The 14,580-nt window shown below is 60.0% G+C and carries 16 protein-coding genes; all 16 read left to right on the top strand.

Annotated features, from left to right (window positions below; translation table 11 throughout):
- The first annotated feature begins 15 nt into the window (after window positions 1–15).
- The 16 genes from fabG to ACMDB8_RS20460 all read left to right on the top strand — a co-directional run bounded on the left by fabG (window position 16) and on the right by ACMDB8_RS20460 (window position 14,541).
- A complete protein-coding gene (gene fabG, locus ACMDB8_RS20535) occupies window positions 16–756 on the top strand; it encodes a 3-oxoacyl-ACP reductase FabG (protein ID WP_007987168.1) in 741 nt (246 codons plus the stop codon).
- A gap of 196 nt (window positions 757–952) precedes the next feature.
- On the top strand, window positions 953–1,189 hold the full coding sequence (gene acpP / locus ACMDB8_RS20530; protein ID WP_003175607.1) for an acyl carrier protein: 237 nt from the start codon (window positions 953–955) through the stop codon (window positions 1,187–1,189).
- A 109-nt stretch (window positions 1,190–1,298) separates the two neighbouring features.
- Window positions 1,299–2,543: a beta-ketoacyl-ACP synthase II gene (gene fabF / locus ACMDB8_RS20525; protein WP_056727219.1), complete on the top strand. Its 1,245-nt coding sequence runs from the start codon at window positions 1,299–1,301 to the stop codon at window positions 2,541–2,543.
- Window positions 2,543–3,358, top strand: coding sequence for an aminodeoxychorismate lyase (gene pabC, locus ACMDB8_RS20520; protein WP_223541066.1), 816 nt, complete (start codon window positions 2,543–2,545; stop codon window positions 3,356–3,358). Before fabF ends, pabC begins: the two co-directional genes overlap by 1 nt.
- Window positions 3,359–3,361: 3 nt before the next feature.
- Window positions 3,362–4,594, top strand: coding sequence for an endolytic transglycosylase MltG (mltG, locus tag ACMDB8_RS20515; RefSeq protein WP_056727217.1), 1,233 nt, complete (start codon window positions 3,362–3,364; stop codon window positions 4,592–4,594).
- 19 nt (window positions 4,595–4,613) lie between these two features.
- Window positions 4,614–5,246 carry a dTMP kinase gene (gene tmk, locus ACMDB8_RS20510; protein ID WP_056727216.1) on the top strand — a complete coding sequence of 211 codons (633 nt, stop codon included), beginning with the start codon at window positions 4,614–4,616 and terminating at the stop codon, window positions 5,244–5,246.
- Window positions 5,239–6,225 carry a DNA polymerase III subunit delta' gene (locus ACMDB8_RS20505; RefSeq protein WP_056727215.1) on the top strand — a complete coding sequence of 329 codons (987 nt, stop codon included), beginning with the start codon at window positions 5,239–5,241 and terminating at the stop codon, window positions 6,223–6,225. Before tmk ends, ACMDB8_RS20505 begins: the two co-directional genes overlap by 8 nt.
- Before the next feature lie 72 nt (window positions 6,226–6,297).
- The gene (locus ACMDB8_RS20500; protein ID WP_409078928.1) at window positions 6,298–7,083 is read left to right on the top strand and encodes a TatD family hydrolase; all 786 of its coding nucleotides are present in this window, start codon (window positions 6,298–6,300) and stop codon (window positions 7,081–7,083) included.
- 342 nt (window positions 7,084–7,425) lie between these two features.
- On the top strand, window positions 7,426–8,064 hold the full coding sequence (locus ACMDB8_RS20495; protein WP_007977040.1) for a TetR/AcrR family transcriptional regulator: 639 nt from the start codon (window positions 7,426–7,428) through the stop codon (window positions 8,062–8,064).
- Window positions 8,065–8,201: 137 nt separating this feature from the next.
- Window positions 8,202–9,170, top strand: coding sequence for a GTP 3',8-cyclase MoaA (locus ACMDB8_RS20490; protein WP_409078927.1), 969 nt, complete (start codon window positions 8,202–8,204; stop codon window positions 9,168–9,170).
- Window positions 9,171–9,338: 168 nt separating this feature from the next.
- The gene (locus ACMDB8_RS20485; protein WP_409078926.1) at window positions 9,339–9,947 is read left to right on the top strand and encodes a DUF4823 domain-containing protein; all 609 of its coding nucleotides are present in this window, start codon (window positions 9,339–9,341) and stop codon (window positions 9,945–9,947) included.
- A gap of 16 nt (window positions 9,948–9,963) precedes the next feature.
- Window positions 9,964–10,524, top strand: a complete 561-nt coding sequence (locus tag ACMDB8_RS20480) for a DUF1285 domain-containing protein (RefSeq protein WP_056727211.1) — start codon at window positions 9,964–9,966, stop codon at window positions 10,522–10,524.
- A 140-nt stretch (window positions 10,525–10,664) separates the two neighbouring features.
- Window positions 10,665–11,381, top strand: a complete 717-nt coding sequence (locus tag ACMDB8_RS20475) for a FadR/GntR family transcriptional regulator (protein ID WP_056727210.1) — start codon at window positions 10,665–10,667, stop codon at window positions 11,379–11,381.
- 45 nt (window positions 11,382–11,426) lie between these two features.
- On the top strand, window positions 11,427–12,302 hold the full coding sequence (locus ACMDB8_RS20470) for an SMP-30/gluconolactonase/LRE family protein (RefSeq protein WP_409078925.1): 876 nt from the start codon (window positions 11,427–11,429) through the stop codon (window positions 12,300–12,302).
- Window positions 12,303–12,575: 273 nt separating this feature from the next.
- Entirely contained in the window at window positions 12,576–13,394 is an 819-nt protein-coding gene (locus tag ACMDB8_RS20465; protein WP_056727208.1) for an SDR family oxidoreductase, read from the top strand.
- Between the two features lie 142 nt (window positions 13,395–13,536).
- Window positions 13,537–14,541, top strand: a complete 1,005-nt coding sequence (locus ACMDB8_RS20460; RefSeq protein ID WP_056727207.1) for a substrate-binding domain-containing protein — start codon at window positions 13,537–13,539, stop codon at window positions 14,539–14,541.
- The last annotated feature ends 39 nt before the right edge of the window (window positions 14,542–14,580 follow it).

Genomic DNA, 14,580 nt, shown 5'->3' with positions numbered 1-14,580 from the left:
TCAGGAGAAGCTTGCATGAGTCTGCAAGGTAAAGTTGCACTGGTCACCGGTGCAAGCCGTGGCATAGGCCAGGCCATCGCCCTGGAACTGGGGCGTCAGGGCGCTATCGTTGTGGGTACCGCGACCTCCGCGTCGGGTGCTGAGCGCATCGCCGCGACCCTGAAGGAAAACGGTATCCAGGGCACAGGCCTGGAACTCAATGTCACCAGCGACGAGTCCGTGGCAAGTGTTCTGGCGAGCATTCAGGAGCAGTTCGGTGCGCCGGCAATTCTGGTCAATAATGCCGGTATCACCCGCGATAACCTGATGATGCGCATGAAAGACGACGAGTGGCACGACGTTGTCGATACCAATCTGAACAGTCTGTTCCGCCTGTCCAAGGGCGTTTTGCGCGGCATGACCAAAGCTCGTTGGGGCCGAATTATCAGTATTGGCTCGGTTGTGGGTGCCATGGGCAACGCAGGCCAAGTAAACTACGCTGCCGCCAAGGCCGGCCTGGAAGGTTTCAGCCGTGCTCTGGCGCGTGAAGTCGGTTCGCGTTCGATTACGGTAAACTCGGTGGCCCCTGGGTTCATCGATACCGATATGACCCGTGAACTGCCCGAGGCACAGCGTGAAGCCTTGCAGACGCAGATTCCGCTGGGTCGTCTGGGGCAGGCTCAAGAGATCGCGTCCGTGGTCGCTTTTCTTGCGTCGGACGGTGCGGCTTACGTTACCGGAGCTACAATCCCGGTGAACGGCGGGATGTACATGTAATTCAAATGTGACGGATTGCTTCAAAAAAATGTCATACGAGCTGTCTAAAATCCGTTATAAAGCTGCAATCTATTTATAGGCAGAGGGTCACCGGGTACGAGGAGTGAAGCTTTCAGTTGAAAAGCTGAAAAGTCTTTCTATACACTTACCCACTGGCCAGCTGCCTGAATTTGTCCATTAGGAGTGAAAACAAGGTATGAGCACCATCGAAGAGCGCGTCAAGAAAATCGTTGCTGAGCAACTGGGCGTTAAAGAAGAAGAAGTGGTCAACACTGCTTCCTTCGTTGAAGACCTGGGTGCCGACTCCCTTGACACCGTTGAGCTGGTGATGGCTCTGGAAGAGGAATTCGAGACCGAAATCCCTGACGAAGAAGCCGAGAAGATCACTACTGTACAAGCTGCAATCGACTACGTTACTAGCCACCAGGCGTAATAGTTTGTAATCGTTGCTCGCTGTCATGGAAAAACCGCACTGCCATCAAGGCGTGCGGTTTTTTCTTTAGGCCTGATGCAAAGTCGTCATTTGAAAAAAGGAGAGTGCTGTGTCGCGTAGACGCGTCGTAGTCACCGGTATGGGTATGTTGTCGCCACTGGGCACGGATGTGCCGAGCAGCTGGCAGGGCATTCTGGCTGGCCGTAGTGGCATTGGTCTGATCGAACACGCCGACCTTTCTGCCTATTCCACCCGTTTTGGCGGCTCGGTAAAGGACTTCAATGTCGAGGAATACCTCTCGGTCAAGGAAGCCCGCAAGCTCGACCTGTTCATTCAGTACGGTCTGGCCGCAGGTTTTCAGGCGGTACGCAATTCCGGTCTGGAAGTCACCGACGCCAACCGTGAGCGTATCGGCGTGGCCATGGGCTCGGGTATTGGCGGTCTGACCAATATCGAAGAAACCGCCCGCACGCTGCACGAGACCGGCCCGCGACGGATCTCTCCGTTCTTCGTGCCAGGCTCGATCATCAATATGATTTCCGGTTTCCTGTCCATCCACCTCGGTGCACAGGGACCCAACTACGCCATCGCCACGGCCTGTACCACCGGTACCCACTGCATTGGCATGGCGGCCCGCAACATCATGTACGACGAAGCCGACGTGATGATTGCCGGCGGCGCCGAGATGGCGGCCTGCGGTCTGGGCATGGGCGGCTTCGGTGCCTCCCGCGCGCTGTCGACCCGCAACGATGAGCCGACCCGCGCCAGCCGTCCATGGGACAAGGGCCGCGATGGCTTTGTATTGTCCAATGGTGCCGGCGCGCTGGTATTGGAAGAACTCGAGCACGCCAAGGCCCGCGGCGCGACCATCTATGCCGAGCTGATCGGCTTCGGCACCAGTGGCGACGCTTACCACATGACCTCGCCGCCAGCTGATGGCGCGGGTGCTGCGCGCTGCATCACCAATGCACTGCGCGATGCCAAAATCAATGGCGATCAAGTGCAGTACATCAATGCCCACGGCACCTCGACTCCGGCAGGCGACCTGGCCGAAGTCAATGCGATCAAGTCGGTGTTCGGCGAGCACGCCTACAAGCTGGCCGTCAGTTCCACCAAGTCCATGACCGGCCACCTGCTGGGTGCGGCGGGCGCGGTCGAGGCGATCTTCAGCGTGCTGGCGATCAACGGCCAGGTGGCGCCGCCGACCATTAACCTCGATGAGCCGGATGAAGGCTGCGACCTCGATTTCGTGCCGCACACGGCGCGCAACATGGATATCGATGTGGTCGTTTCCAACTCCTTCGGTTTTGGTGGCACCAACGGCTCGCTGGTGTTCCGCCGGTTCGCAGGCTGATGGACAGCTGGGTCGACGGTCAGCCGGCTGACGCTTTGTCGCTGAAGGATCGCGGCCTGGCTTATGGCGATGGTCTGTTCGAGACCATCGCCGTGCGCAGTGGTCAGCCCGTGTTGCTGGACCGGCATCTGTCGCGTCTGGCGGATGGCTGCTCACGCCTGGCGATAACCGCCGAGCATGAGCTGATCCGCAGCGAACTGTTGGCCTACGCCGCGGCACTGGGTGACGGGGTGCTCAAGCTCATTCTCACCCGTGGCGACGGACTGCGCGGTTACGCCCCGGATCCTTCGGCCCAGGCCCGACGCATTCTGCAAGGCAATCCACCGGCGGCTTACCCTGGGGTCCACGGTGAGCAGGGTGTTCGTCTGTTTCCCTGCGTCACGCGATTGTCCAGGCAGCCATTACTGGCCGGCCTCAAGCACCTGAATCGTCTTGAGCAAGTCCTCGCCCGTGCCGAATGGCAGGACAGCGAGCATGCCGAAGGCTTGATGCTCGATCAGGCCGGGCGCGTGATTGAAGGCGTGTTCAGCAACTTGTTCCTGGTGCGTGATGGCGTGCTCATCACTGCCGACCTCAAGCGCTGCGGCGTGGCAGGCGTGATGCGTGCCGAAATATTGTTTCAGGCCAAGTCGCTGGGAATCCCCACGCAAATCACCGATATCCCCCTCGAGCAGCTGCAATGGGCTGACGAAGTCTTTGTCTGCAACAGCGTGTATGGTATCTGGCCGGTGCGCGCCTATGCTGCTCTTCACTGGCCGGTTGGGCCGCTCACCCGTAAACTCCAAACCATTGCCCGTGTGCTACTGGATGCTTGATACGTGAGACGTAAACTCTTGCTGCTGCTGGAAACCGGAGTGGTTCTGGCGGGGCTGCTGATGGGGGCTTCTGCCTGGAAGATTCATTCGGCGCTGGTACAGCCGCTGAACATTGCCCAGGAACAATTGCTGGATGTGCCCAAGGGCACCACGCCGACCCGCACCTTCTACCGACTCGAAGCCAATGGCGTCATCAAGGACGCATTCTGGCTGCGGGTGTATTGGCGCTTCAACCTGGCCAAACAACCTCTGCACAGCGGGGAATACCGCATTCAACCTGGCATGACCGTCGAAGGCCTGATCGATCTGTGGAAACGCGGGGAAATGGTTCAATACAGCCTGACCCTGGTCGAAGGCTGGAATTTCCGTCAGGTCCGCGCAGCGCTGGCCAAGGAAGAAAAACTCGATCATAGCCTCGACGGTTTGAGCGATAGCCAGGTCATGGACAAGCTCGGCCACACCGGGATTTTTCCGGAAGGGCGCTTCTTCCCTGACACTTATCGTTACGTAAGGGGCATGTCCGATGTCGAGGTGCTGAAAACCGCTTACGACCGCCTCGATGAAGTGCTCGCCAAGGAGTGGGAGAAGCGCGCTGCAGATACGCCGTACACCGAACCCTACCAGGCGCTGATCATGGCTTCGCTGGTGGAAAAGGAAACCGGTGTGCCACAGGAACGCGGACAGATTGCCGGCGTGTTTGTGCGCCGCATGGCAATAGGCATGCTGCTGCAGACCGATCCGACAGTGATCTACGGCCTCGGCGACCGCTACAGCGGCAAGCTGACCCGGGCTCACCTCAAGGAATCGACGCCCTATAACACCTACATGAATGCGGGCCTGCCGCCGACCCCGATTTCCATGGTCGGTCGCGAAGCCATCCATGCGGCACTCAATCCGGTGGAGGGCAACAGCCTTTACTTCGTGGCGCGTGGTGATGGCACTCACGTGTTCTCCGACGACCTGGATGCCCACAACAATGCCGTGAAGGAGTTCCAGATCAAGCGTCGCGCCGATTACCGCTCCAGCCCGGCACCCACTGCCACGCCAGAGACATCGCCGACCGATACTGAACAAAACGGTACGCAGGAGGCCAAGGCTTCGCAGGAACAAACACCGATTCCGGCCGCTTCACCGAATACGGCTCCCGAGGCGCTGCCGCAAGTGCCGGCGCAAGAACCTGCGCCAACCCCCGAAACGCCCGAACTCGATGCCAACGCACCGAAAAGCTCGCAATGACTCTGACTAAGGACTGCCTGTGACCGGCTTGTTTATTACTCTGGAAGGCCCCGAAGGCGCCGGCAAGAGCACCAATCGCGAATACCTGGCCGAGCGCCTGCGCGCCGCCGGCATCGAGGTGGTGCTGACCCGCGAGCCGGGTGGCACGCCGTTGGCCGAGCGCATCCGTGACGTGCTGCTGGCTCCGGTCGATGAAGTCATGAACCCGGACACCGAGCTGCTGCTGGTGTTCGCGGCGCGTGCCCAGCACCTGGCCGAGGTGATTCGCCCGGCGCTGGCTCGCGGTGCCGTGGTCTTGTGTGATCGTTTCACCGATTCGACATACGCCTACCAGGGTGGCGGTCGGGGCTTGTCGCTGGAACGCATCGCGACCCTGGAAGCCTTCGTCCAGGGCGATCTGCGCCCGGACCTGACACTGATTTTCGATCTGCCTGTCGAGGTCGGCCTGGCCCGCGCCAGCGCTCGTGGTCGTCTGGATCGCTTCGAGCTTGAAGGCCGGACCTTTTTCGATGCCGTGCGCAGTGCCTTTCTCGAGCGCGCCAAGGCGGATCCGGCGCGTTATGTGCTGGTCGATGCTGCCCAGCCGTTGGCAAAGGTCCAGCAATCGCTGGATGCCTTGCTGCCGCGCCTGCTGGAGTTGAACCGTGGCTGAGGCCTACCCGTGGCAGGAAGCCCTCTGGCAGCAACTGGCCGGTCGCGCCCAGCATGCGCACGCCTACCTGCTGCATGGCCCGGCGGGGATCGGCAAGCGGGCACTGGCCGAGCGCTTGATGGCCAGCTTGCTGTGCCAGCGCCCGAACGCACTGGAGGCCTGTGGCGAATGCAAATCATGCCTGCTGCTCAAGGCTGGCAGCCACCCGGATAACTACATCCTGGAGCCCGAAGAAGCCGACAAGGCGATCAAGGTCGACCAGGTTCGCGACCTGGTCGGTTTCGTGGTGCAGACCGCGCAGTTGGGCGGGCGCAAGGTGGTGCTGATCGAGCCGGTCGAGTCGATGAACATCAACGCCGCCAACGCCTTGCTCAAAAGCCTTGAAGAACCGTCCGGCGATACCGTCCTGTTGCTTGTCAGCCATCAGCCGAGCCGCTTGTTGCCAACCATCAAGAGTCGCTGCGTGCAGCAGGCCTGCCCGCTACCGGGCGAGGCCATGAGTTTGAAGTGGCTGGCCCAGGCGCTGCCGGAGTGTTCCGAAGACGAGCGCGTCGAACTGCTCACGCTGGCCGCCGGTTCGCCGCTGGCGGCGGTCAACCTCCAGGGGCAGGGCGTGCGTGAACAGCGCGCGCACGTGGTGGAAGGGGTGAAAAAACTCCTCAAGCAACAGCAGTCGCCGACGCAACTGGCCGAAGAATGGAAAAACATTCCGATGTTGCGCCTGTTCGACTGGTTCTGCGATTGGTCGAGCCTGATCCTGCGCTATCAGTTGACCCAGGACGAAGCCGGCCTCGGCCTGACCGACATGCGCAAGGTCGTGCAATATCTGGCGCAGAAAAGCGCCCAGGGCAAAGTCCTCGATATCCAGGACTGGATCCTCGCCCAGCGGCAGAAAGTCCTGAGCAAGGCCAACCTCAATCCGGCCTTGCTGCTGGAGGCATTGCTGGTGCAATGGGCGTCGTTGCCTGCCCAGCGATGACCGTCTGCGCCTAAACTCTGAGTATCGGTACATCCGACCGTCCCACCCATTCGATACAAGTTGCAGCCCCTTATGCTCGTAGATTCCCATTGTCACCTTGATCGCCTCGACCTGACCACCCACGACGGCTCCCTGGATGCTGCCCTTGATGCAGCCCGGCAGCGCGGGGTAGGGCACTTTCTGTGTATCGGTGTCAGCGCGGACAACGCGGCCGACGTCAAGGCCCTGGCCGAACGTTATGACGACGTCGACTGCTCGGTGGGCGTACACCCGCTGGATGTGCAGCCGGGTGCCGCGCCGGCGCTGGACTGGCTGTTGCAGGAACTCAATCACCCGCGGGTGGTGGCGATCGGCGAAACCGGCCTGGACTATCACTACGAACCGGAAGCGGCAGAGTTGCAGCAGGAGTCCTTCCGACTGCATCTGCAAGCGGCGCAACAGACCGGCAAACCGGTGATCATCCACACCCGTGGCGCCCGCTCCGATACCCTGGACTTGCTGCGTGAAGCAGCGCTGCCCCAGGCGGGCGTATTGCATTGCTTTACCGAAGACTGGGAGATGGCGAAGGCCGCGCTGGACATGGGCTATTACATTTCCCTATCCGGGATTGTCACTTTTCGCAATGCCGATGCGTTGCGCGATGTGGCCAGCAAGGTGCCGGCCGACCGATTGCTGGTGGAAACCGACTCGCCGTACCTGGCGCCGATTCCCTATCGCGGCAAGCCAAACCTGCCGCAGTACGTGCGTGAAGTTGCGGAATTTCTGGCAATGTTGCGTGGTGAGCCCTACGAGCGGTTTGCCGAGCAAACCACGGCGAATTTCAAGCGACTGTTCCCGCTGGCACACGTAAAAGGTTAAATCGCAGGCAAAAAAAACCCGGGTTCTGGGGGGTGAATCCGGGTTAAGACCATTAGGAGTAAAACAATGGCACGCGGTCCGTTGGTACCAATATCGGCGTGACACTTGGGGGAGATGCCCCGCCGACAGTTCAAGTATTGATCAGGATTGCGCCTCGTCCAGTTTAGCGGCACGGGTTTTTAAACAAATTTGGAATACGTGCGCTTCGGAAGAGTTCTCATCACCCTGTAAACGTACGCGGAATGACCAGAAAGCGCAGATATGGTCGGATGATCCGTGCATTTTTGCGCAAGTTAGGCATAATACGCGGCTTCGAATTTTGACCCCGACAGACCTTTTCTTATGCATAAAGAACCTCGTAAGGTCCGTGAATTCCGTCGCCGCGAGCAGGAAATTCTCGATACCGCGCTCAAGCTGTTCCTCGAACAAGGTGAAGACAGTGTCACCGTCGAGATGATTGCTGATGCCGTCGGTATCGGTAAAGGCACGATCTACAAGCACTTCAAATCCAAGGCGGAAATCTATCTGCGCCTGATGCTCGACTACGAGCGCGATTTGAACGCTCTTCTGCATTCGGCCGATGTCGACAAGGACAAGGAAGCCCTGTCCCGGGCCTACTTCGAATTCCGCATGCGCGATCCACAACGCTATCGCCTGTTCGACCGCCTCGAAGAGAAAGTGGTCAAGGGCAACCAGGTGCCGGAGATGATCGAGGAGCTGCACAAGATCCGTGCCTCGAACTTCGAACGCCTGACCCTGCTGATCAAGGGGCGGATCAGCGAAGGCAAGCTGGAAGACGTGCCGCCTTACTTCCACTACTGCGCGTCCTGGGCGCTGGTGCACGGTGCCGTCGCGCTGTATCACTCGCCGTTCTGGAGCAATGTGCTGGAAGATCAGGAAGGTTTCTTCCAGTTCCTGATGGACATCGGCGTGCGCATGGGCAACAAGCGCAAGCGTGACACCGACACTTCCGGCAGCTGAGCCATTCAGTTGCTTTATTGCGCCATGATTTCGCTACATGGCGCAGTACCGCAGGAATATACTCAGGTAGAGGACTTGCTAAAACTTGATTTCTGAGTCAAGTTTTAGCGGCCCGATATTCTTCCGCCGGAGTGACCATGATCGTTGACCGTCAAGGCAGGCGTTTTCGCAACTTGCGAATCAGTCTGACCTCAGCCTGCAATTACGCCTGTACCTACTGCGTGCCCAATGGCAAGCGGCTGGTGGCTGCGCAGGATGAATTGTCGGCCGAAGCCATGGCGCGCGGCGTGGCTTATCTGATTGATGCAGCGGGCATCGAGCGTCTGCGCATTACCGGCGGCGAGCCGCTGGTCAGCCCGAAACTCGAAGCGTTCATGACGGCGGTCGGACAGATGGGCCTGGAAGACATCAGCCTGACCACCAATGGCCAGTTGCTGGCGAAGAAACTGCCGCTGCTGGTGAACGCCGGCATTCGGCGCCTCAACGTTTCCCTCGATACCCTCGACGCCAGTGCGTTCCGCGGCATTGCCCGGGGCGGCGACCTGGCCACCGTGCTCGACGGCATGAACGAGGCCAGTGCGGCCGGCATGAAGATCAAGGTCAACATGGTGCCGCTGCGCGGACAGAACCTCGATCAAGTGATGCCGCTGCTCGACTACTGCCTGGAGCGCGGTTATGAACTGCGCTTTATCGAGCTGATGCGCATGGGCCATCTGGCCAACGACTCCAATGCCTTTTTGCAACAGTTCGTCAGCCTCCAGCAATTGCTGAGCCTGATCGGCGAGCGCTACGAATATCTGCAAGCCGACGCGCCCGTCGATGCGACAGCGGTGCGCTATGAAATTCCGGGGCAAGGCCATTTCGGCGTGATCGCCAACGAAAGTGTGCCGTTCTGCCGTACTTGCTCGCGCCTTCGTTTATCTTCCACCGGGTGGCTGCATGGCTGCCTGTCGTCGAGCAATCGCCATTACATCGGCGATCTGCTGGACAAGCCGCGCCATCAGGCGCTGCCGGCCTTGCAGCGGCTGCTGGTGAAAGCCTTGGGGGACAAGCAGGAAGTGGCGTTCTCCGGTGGTGCGACTGTCATGAAGATTATCGGCGGTTGATCCTTCGCAATCGCGAGCAAGCTCGCTCCCACAGGGGATCGCATATCATCTGTGGGAGCGAGCTTGCTCGCGATTCGGTCTGTCAGATGCTGATGTGAATGAGCTGGCGCAAAAGCTGCATCCTACGGCCATTCGCCGGTTTTCCGACACCGGCCTCTGGAGGATAGGATGCGTAGCCTGGTTTTGCTGCTGGCCGTTTTGGCACTTGGTGGCTGCATGAACGTCAGCGATATGGCCGAAGGGACTCGTTACCATATGAGCGATGCGGGGTTGCTCGACCACAGTGACAGCCGTCGTGTAAACAACCTGCGCATTCAGCCGGACTCGTTCGTCTACATCGCCCAGGGCGCTTTCATGCCGCCAGGCAGCGCCGTTTATCCGCGGCCCAACGTGATTGCCGAAGTCGCGTTCGATGGCTTCGTCGAATACTTCCCGATGGTCCGCCGTGCCCGCACGCCGGAAGGCCTCGACCAGGCCATGGGCGAGGCCCGTGCCGCCGGTGCGCACTATCTGCTTTACACCCGGTTTGCCCAGTCTGACGACCGTATCGGCAACTCGGACGAGTGGTTGGACCAGGAAGCTCTGGATCGTCTCGGCATCGACAGCGGTATGATTCAGATCATGTTGATCGAGACCAGCACCCAGTATTTGATTGATACTGCAACCATCAAGAGTCGTGGCGGTTTACTGACGTTCCACGATAAAAAACCCGAAGACCTGATGGGCCCGCCGCTGGAGCAATACGCGCGCAGCCTGTTGGGGCTCAGCGACCAGTAATTCCAAGGAGTACGCCATGAGTGACCCGCAAAAAGCCAACGACTTGCTGGGGCAAATCCCCAAGACCAAAGGCTTGCCGCCGGTGCACCTGTGGAATCCCGACTTCTGTGGCGACATCGACATGCGCATCGCCCGGGACGGCACCTGGTATTACCTGGGCACGCCGATCGGGCGCAAGCCGATGGTCAAACTGTTCTCCACCATCATTCGCCGTGACGGCGATGATTACTTCCTGATCACTCCGGTGGAAAAGGTCGGCATCAAGGTCGACGATGCGCCGTTCGTAGCAATTGCGGTGGACGTGGAAGGCGAGGGCGAGGCGCAGGTGTTGCGCTTTACCACCAACGTCGATGAAACCAGCGAGGCCGGTGCCGGGCATCCGATGCGCGTGGTCATAGACCCGGCAACACAGGAGCCAGCGCCTTACGTGCACGTGCGCAGCAATCTTGAAGCGTTGATCCATCGCAACGTGTTCTATCAATTGGTGGAGCTGGCGGTGAGTCGCGAGATCGACGGCCAGCGCTGGCTCGGTGTATGGAGTGGCGGCGAGTTCTTCCCCATCGGGCTTGAGCCTTGAAAAGATCGCAGCCTGCGGCAGCTCCTACAGGGGAATGTGGACTCCTGTAGGAGCTGCCGCAGGCTGCGATCTTTTTTATTTGACATCCAATCGTATGATGATTAGCGTGAGCTTCCATCACGTACGGCTTTGAGGTGTCCATGTCCAGCAGCTTTCATGCATCGACGGTTGACTGGTTGGGTTGCTGGCTCGCCACGGGGCAGGTCAAGCCGGGTGAGTCACTCAAGGTCGAAGCCGACCTTGGCGAACAACTTGGTGTAAGCCGCACGGTCATCCGTGAAGCCATCAAGACCCTGGTTGCCAAAGGCATGCTCGAGGTCGGGCCGAAAGTCGGCACGCGGGTTTTGCCGGTGCGGCGCTGGAACCTCTTCGATCCACAAGTCGTCGGCTGGCTGTCGCGCAGCGGCTTGCCGGAAAACTTCGTCGACGATCTGCTCGACCTGCGCCGCACCATCGAACCGATGGCCGTGCGCTGGGCCTGCGAGCGCGCAACCGGCGAACAGGTGAACGCGATCCTGTTGGCCTGCAATGCGCTGGAACGGGCGGTGGACAGCGGCATCGATTACAACCGTGCCGACCAGTTCTTCCACGAGTGCATCCTCGCCGCCAGCCACAACCAATTCATCGAACAAATGGTTCCTGCCCTCGGTGCGTTGCTGGCGGTGGCCTTTGAAGTGTCCGCCGCCGACCCGGATGAACTGCGTCGCACCCTGCCGATTCACCGGGACCTGGCCGAGGCTATCGCGGCCCGGGATACCGCCCGGGGTGTCTGGGCCTGCATGACCCTGATCGACAACGCGGACTTGGCGATCAAGCGTTACTACCCGCAAGTCATGGCGGATAAAAAGGCCAGCTGACAACGAAAATCCCCACATAAAAACAAGAACAATGCAGGAGGTTTCATGGCGTGGACCGCGGTGACCGAACATCGGGCACAACTGGGCGAAGGCCCGTTCTGGGATGCCCCCACCCAAGCCCTGTACTGGGTGGATATCGCCGGCAGACAGGCGCTGCGATTGATCGGTGCCAACGTGCAGATATGGCAGATGCCGGAGCACGTGTCGGCGTTCATTCCCTGTGAGAGCGGCGACGCCTTGGTGACATTGAGCAGCGGCGTGTATCGCCTCGATCTCGATTCACCCGGCCTGGCGCCGCGCCTGACATTGTTTTGCGTGGCCGATCCGCAACCGGGCAATCGCCCCAACGAAGCCCGCTGCGACGCCCAGGGCCGGCTCTGGCTCGGCACCATGCAAAACAACATCGGCGTAAACGGCGAAGACCTGCCCATCGTCCGTCGTTCCGGTGGGCTGTTCCGCATCGATCGCGACGGGCGGGTTGCGCCGTTGCTGCGCAATCTGGGCATTCCCAACACGCTGCTGTGGAGCGATGACGCCACCAGCGTGTATTTCGGCGACAGCCTCGACGGCACCTTGTATCGACATTTCATCCGTACCGACGGTGCCCTCGATGCGCCGCAGGTCTGGTTTGGTCCGCACGGGCGTGGCGGCCCGGACGGTTCGGCGATAGATGCCGAAGGTTTTATCTGGAATGCCCGTTGGGACGGCAGCTGCCTGCTCAGGTTGAGCCCGGACGGCAAGGTCGATCGAATCATCGAGCTGCCGGTCAGTCGCCCCACCAGCTGTGTGTTTGGCGGTGCAGACCTGAAAACCCTGTACATCACCAGCGCGGCGAGTCCGCTGGGCCATCCGTTGGACGGGGCGGTGTTGTCGATCCCGGTAGATGTGCCCGGGAAGCACTGTACTCGCTTCGTTGGGTAAATCCCAAAATATGGGATGTAAATATATATATTGAGATTTTCTGCGTGCCGGGTTTATAGTCGGCCCCACCAGTTACATGCACTCACACTTAAAAAAACAAAACAGGTGAAGTGATGCAGCGAAGTTTCCCCGTGTTCCCTTGCGGAGCCAGTGCCTCAGGGCGTTTCCGAGCTGAAACGTTTTCGCACTCACCTGTTTCCTACCCAGCGCCTTTTGACCGGACATCGACAGATGCCCGGTTTTCGTCGTGTCTTCGAACAGGAGTCTTGATCCATGGCTGAACCACTGTCATTGCCACCAGTGCCCGAACCGCCCAAGGGCGAACGCCTGAAAGGCAAGGTCGTATTGCTGACCGGTGCCGCCCAGGGGATTGGCGAAGCGATTGTGGCGACCTTCGCGTCCCAGCAGGCCAGGCTGATCATCAGCGACATTCAGGCCGAGAAAGTCGAGAAGGTCGCGGCGCACTGGCGGGACCAGGGCGCCGATGTGGTGGCAATAAAAGCTGACGTGTCGCGTCAGCAGGATCTGCACGCCATGGCCCGGCTGGCGATCGACCTGCACGGCCGGATCGACGTGCTGGTCAACTGCGCCGGGGTCAACGTGTTTCGCGATCCGCTGGAAATGACCGAAGAAGACTGGCGTCGTTGCTTCGCCATCGACCTCGATGGCGCCTGGTACGGTTGCAAGGCAGTGCTGCCGCAGATGATCGAGCAGGGCATCGGCAGCATCATCAATATCGCATCCACCCATTCCACCCACATCATTCCGGGGTGCTTCCCGTACCCGGTGGCCAAGCATGGCCTGCTCGGCCTGACCCGTGCGCTGGGCATCGAATATGCGCCCAAGGGTGTGCGCGTCAACGCGATCGCGCCGGGCTACATCGAAACCCAGTTGAACGTCGATTACTGGAACGGTTTTGCCGACCCCCACGCCGAACGCCAGCGCGCGTTCGACTTGCACCCGCCGCGCCGCATCGGGCAGCCGATCGAAGTGGCAATGACCGCCGTGTTCCTGGCCAGTGATGAAGCACCGTTCATCAATGCCTCGTGCATCACCGTCGATGGTGGTCGCTCGGTGATGTACCACGACTGAGTGATCGGGCTTTCAGGCGCCTTGGTACGTCTGAAATCCAATCATCATACGATATGACTATTGGCGGTGTGTTTTTACTGCCCGCTGGTTAACAAAGAACGCTTTCAAAGAACGCTCAAGAAAAATAACAAGGAGTCAGCTTATGAATCGTCGTCATGCTATCCGTTCCCTCTGCTGTGCCGCGTTGGCGGTCTCGGCGTTCAGCCTGAGCAGCACGCTGCTGGCAGCCGAAGAAGTGAAGATCGGTTTCCTGGTCAAGCAGGCGGAAGAACCCTGGTTCCAGACCGAGTGGGCCTTTGCCGAAAAGGCCGGGAAAGAGAAGGGCTTCACCCTGATCAAGATCGCCGTGCCGGACGGCGAGAAAACCCTTTCGGCCATCGACAGCCTCGCGGCCAACGGCGCCAAGGGGTTCGTGATCTGCCCGCCGGACGTGTCCCTGGGACCTGCGATCATGGCCAAGGCCAGGCTCAACGGGTTGAAAGTGATCGCCGTCGATGACCGTTTCGTCGATGCCGGCGGCAAGTTCATGGAAGACGTGCCGTACCTCGGCATGGCCGCTTTCGAAGTCGGCCAGAAACAAGGCCATGCCATGGCGACCGAAGCGAAGAAGCGCGGCTGGGACTGGAAAGACACCTATGCGGTGATCAACACCTACAACGAACTCGACACCGGCAAGAAGCGCACCGACGGTTCGGTCAAAGCGCTGGAAGATGCCGGTATGCCGAAAGACCACATCCTGTTCGCGGCCCTCAAGACCCTCGACGTGCCGGGCAGCATGGACGCCACCAACTCGGCCCTGGTGAAACTGCCGGGGGCGGCGAAGAACCTGATCATCGGCGGCATGAATGACAACACCGTCCTGGGCGGTGTGCGCGCCACCGAGAGCGCCGGTTTTGCCGCGGCCAACGTGATCGGCATCGGCATCAACGGTACCGATGCCATCGGCGAGCTGAAGAAACCCGACAGCGGCTTCTACGGTTCGATGCTGCCGAGCCCGCACATCGAGGGCTACAACACCGCCAGCATGATGTACGAATGGGTCACCACTGGCAAAGAACCGGCGAAGTACACCGCCATGGATGACGTGACGCTGATCACCCGCGACAACTTCAAGCAGGAACTGGAAAAGATCGGCCTGTGGAACTGACAGCCGTTTGATTTCAGCGGTGGCCCCGGCGGCGGGGCT

This window comes from Pseudomonas monachiensis, from assembly GCF_047345015.1.
In the GTDB taxonomy this organism is placed as follows: domain Bacteria; phylum Pseudomonadota; class Gammaproteobacteria; order Pseudomonadales; family Pseudomonadaceae; genus Aquipseudomonas; species Aquipseudomonas monachiensis.
Note: the sequence above shows the minus strand (reverse complement) of the source record. Positions and strands in the feature narration are given on the sequence as shown.

Excerpts from the sequence above, each read along its gene's own strand:
- fabG (WP_007987168.1), top strand. The coding sequence starts at position 16 with ATGAGTCTGCAAGGTAAAGTTGCACTGGTCACCGGTGCAAGCCGTGGC.
- acpP (WP_003175607.1), top strand. The coding sequence starts at position 953 with ATGAGCACCATCGAAGAGCGCGTCAAGAAAATCGTTGCTGAGCAACTG.
- pabC (WP_223541066.1), top strand. The coding sequence starts at position 2,543 with ATGGACAGCTGGGTCGACGGTCAGCCGGCTGACGCTTTGTCGCTGAAG.
- ACMDB8_RS20500 (WP_409078928.1), top strand. The coding sequence starts at position 6,298 with ATGCTCGTAGATTCCCATTGTCACCTTGATCGCCTCGACCTGACCACC.
- ACMDB8_RS20495 (WP_007977040.1), top strand. The coding sequence starts at position 7,426 with ATGCATAAAGAACCTCGTAAGGTCCGTGAATTCCGTCGCCGCGAGCAG.
- ACMDB8_RS20490 (WP_409078927.1), top strand. The coding sequence starts at position 8,202 with ATGATCGTTGACCGTCAAGGCAGGCGTTTTCGCAACTTGCGAATCAGT.
- ACMDB8_RS20485 (WP_409078926.1), top strand. The coding sequence starts at position 9,339 with ATGCGTAGCCTGGTTTTGCTGCTGGCCGTTTTGGCACTTGGTGGCTGC.
- ACMDB8_RS20480 (WP_056727211.1), top strand. The coding sequence starts at position 9,964 with ATGAGTGACCCGCAAAAAGCCAACGACTTGCTGGGGCAAATCCCCAAG.
- ACMDB8_RS20475 (WP_056727210.1), top strand. The coding sequence starts at position 10,665 with ATGTCCAGCAGCTTTCATGCATCGACGGTTGACTGGTTGGGTTGCTGG.
- ACMDB8_RS20470 (WP_409078925.1), top strand. The coding sequence starts at position 11,427 with ATGGCGTGGACCGCGGTGACCGAACATCGGGCACAACTGGGCGAAGGC.
- ACMDB8_RS20465 (WP_056727208.1), top strand. The coding sequence starts at position 12,576 with ATGGCTGAACCACTGTCATTGCCACCAGTGCCCGAACCGCCCAAGGGC.
- ACMDB8_RS20460 (WP_056727207.1), top strand. The coding sequence starts at position 13,537 with ATGAATCGTCGTCATGCTATCCGTTCCCTCTGCTGTGCCGCGTTGGCG.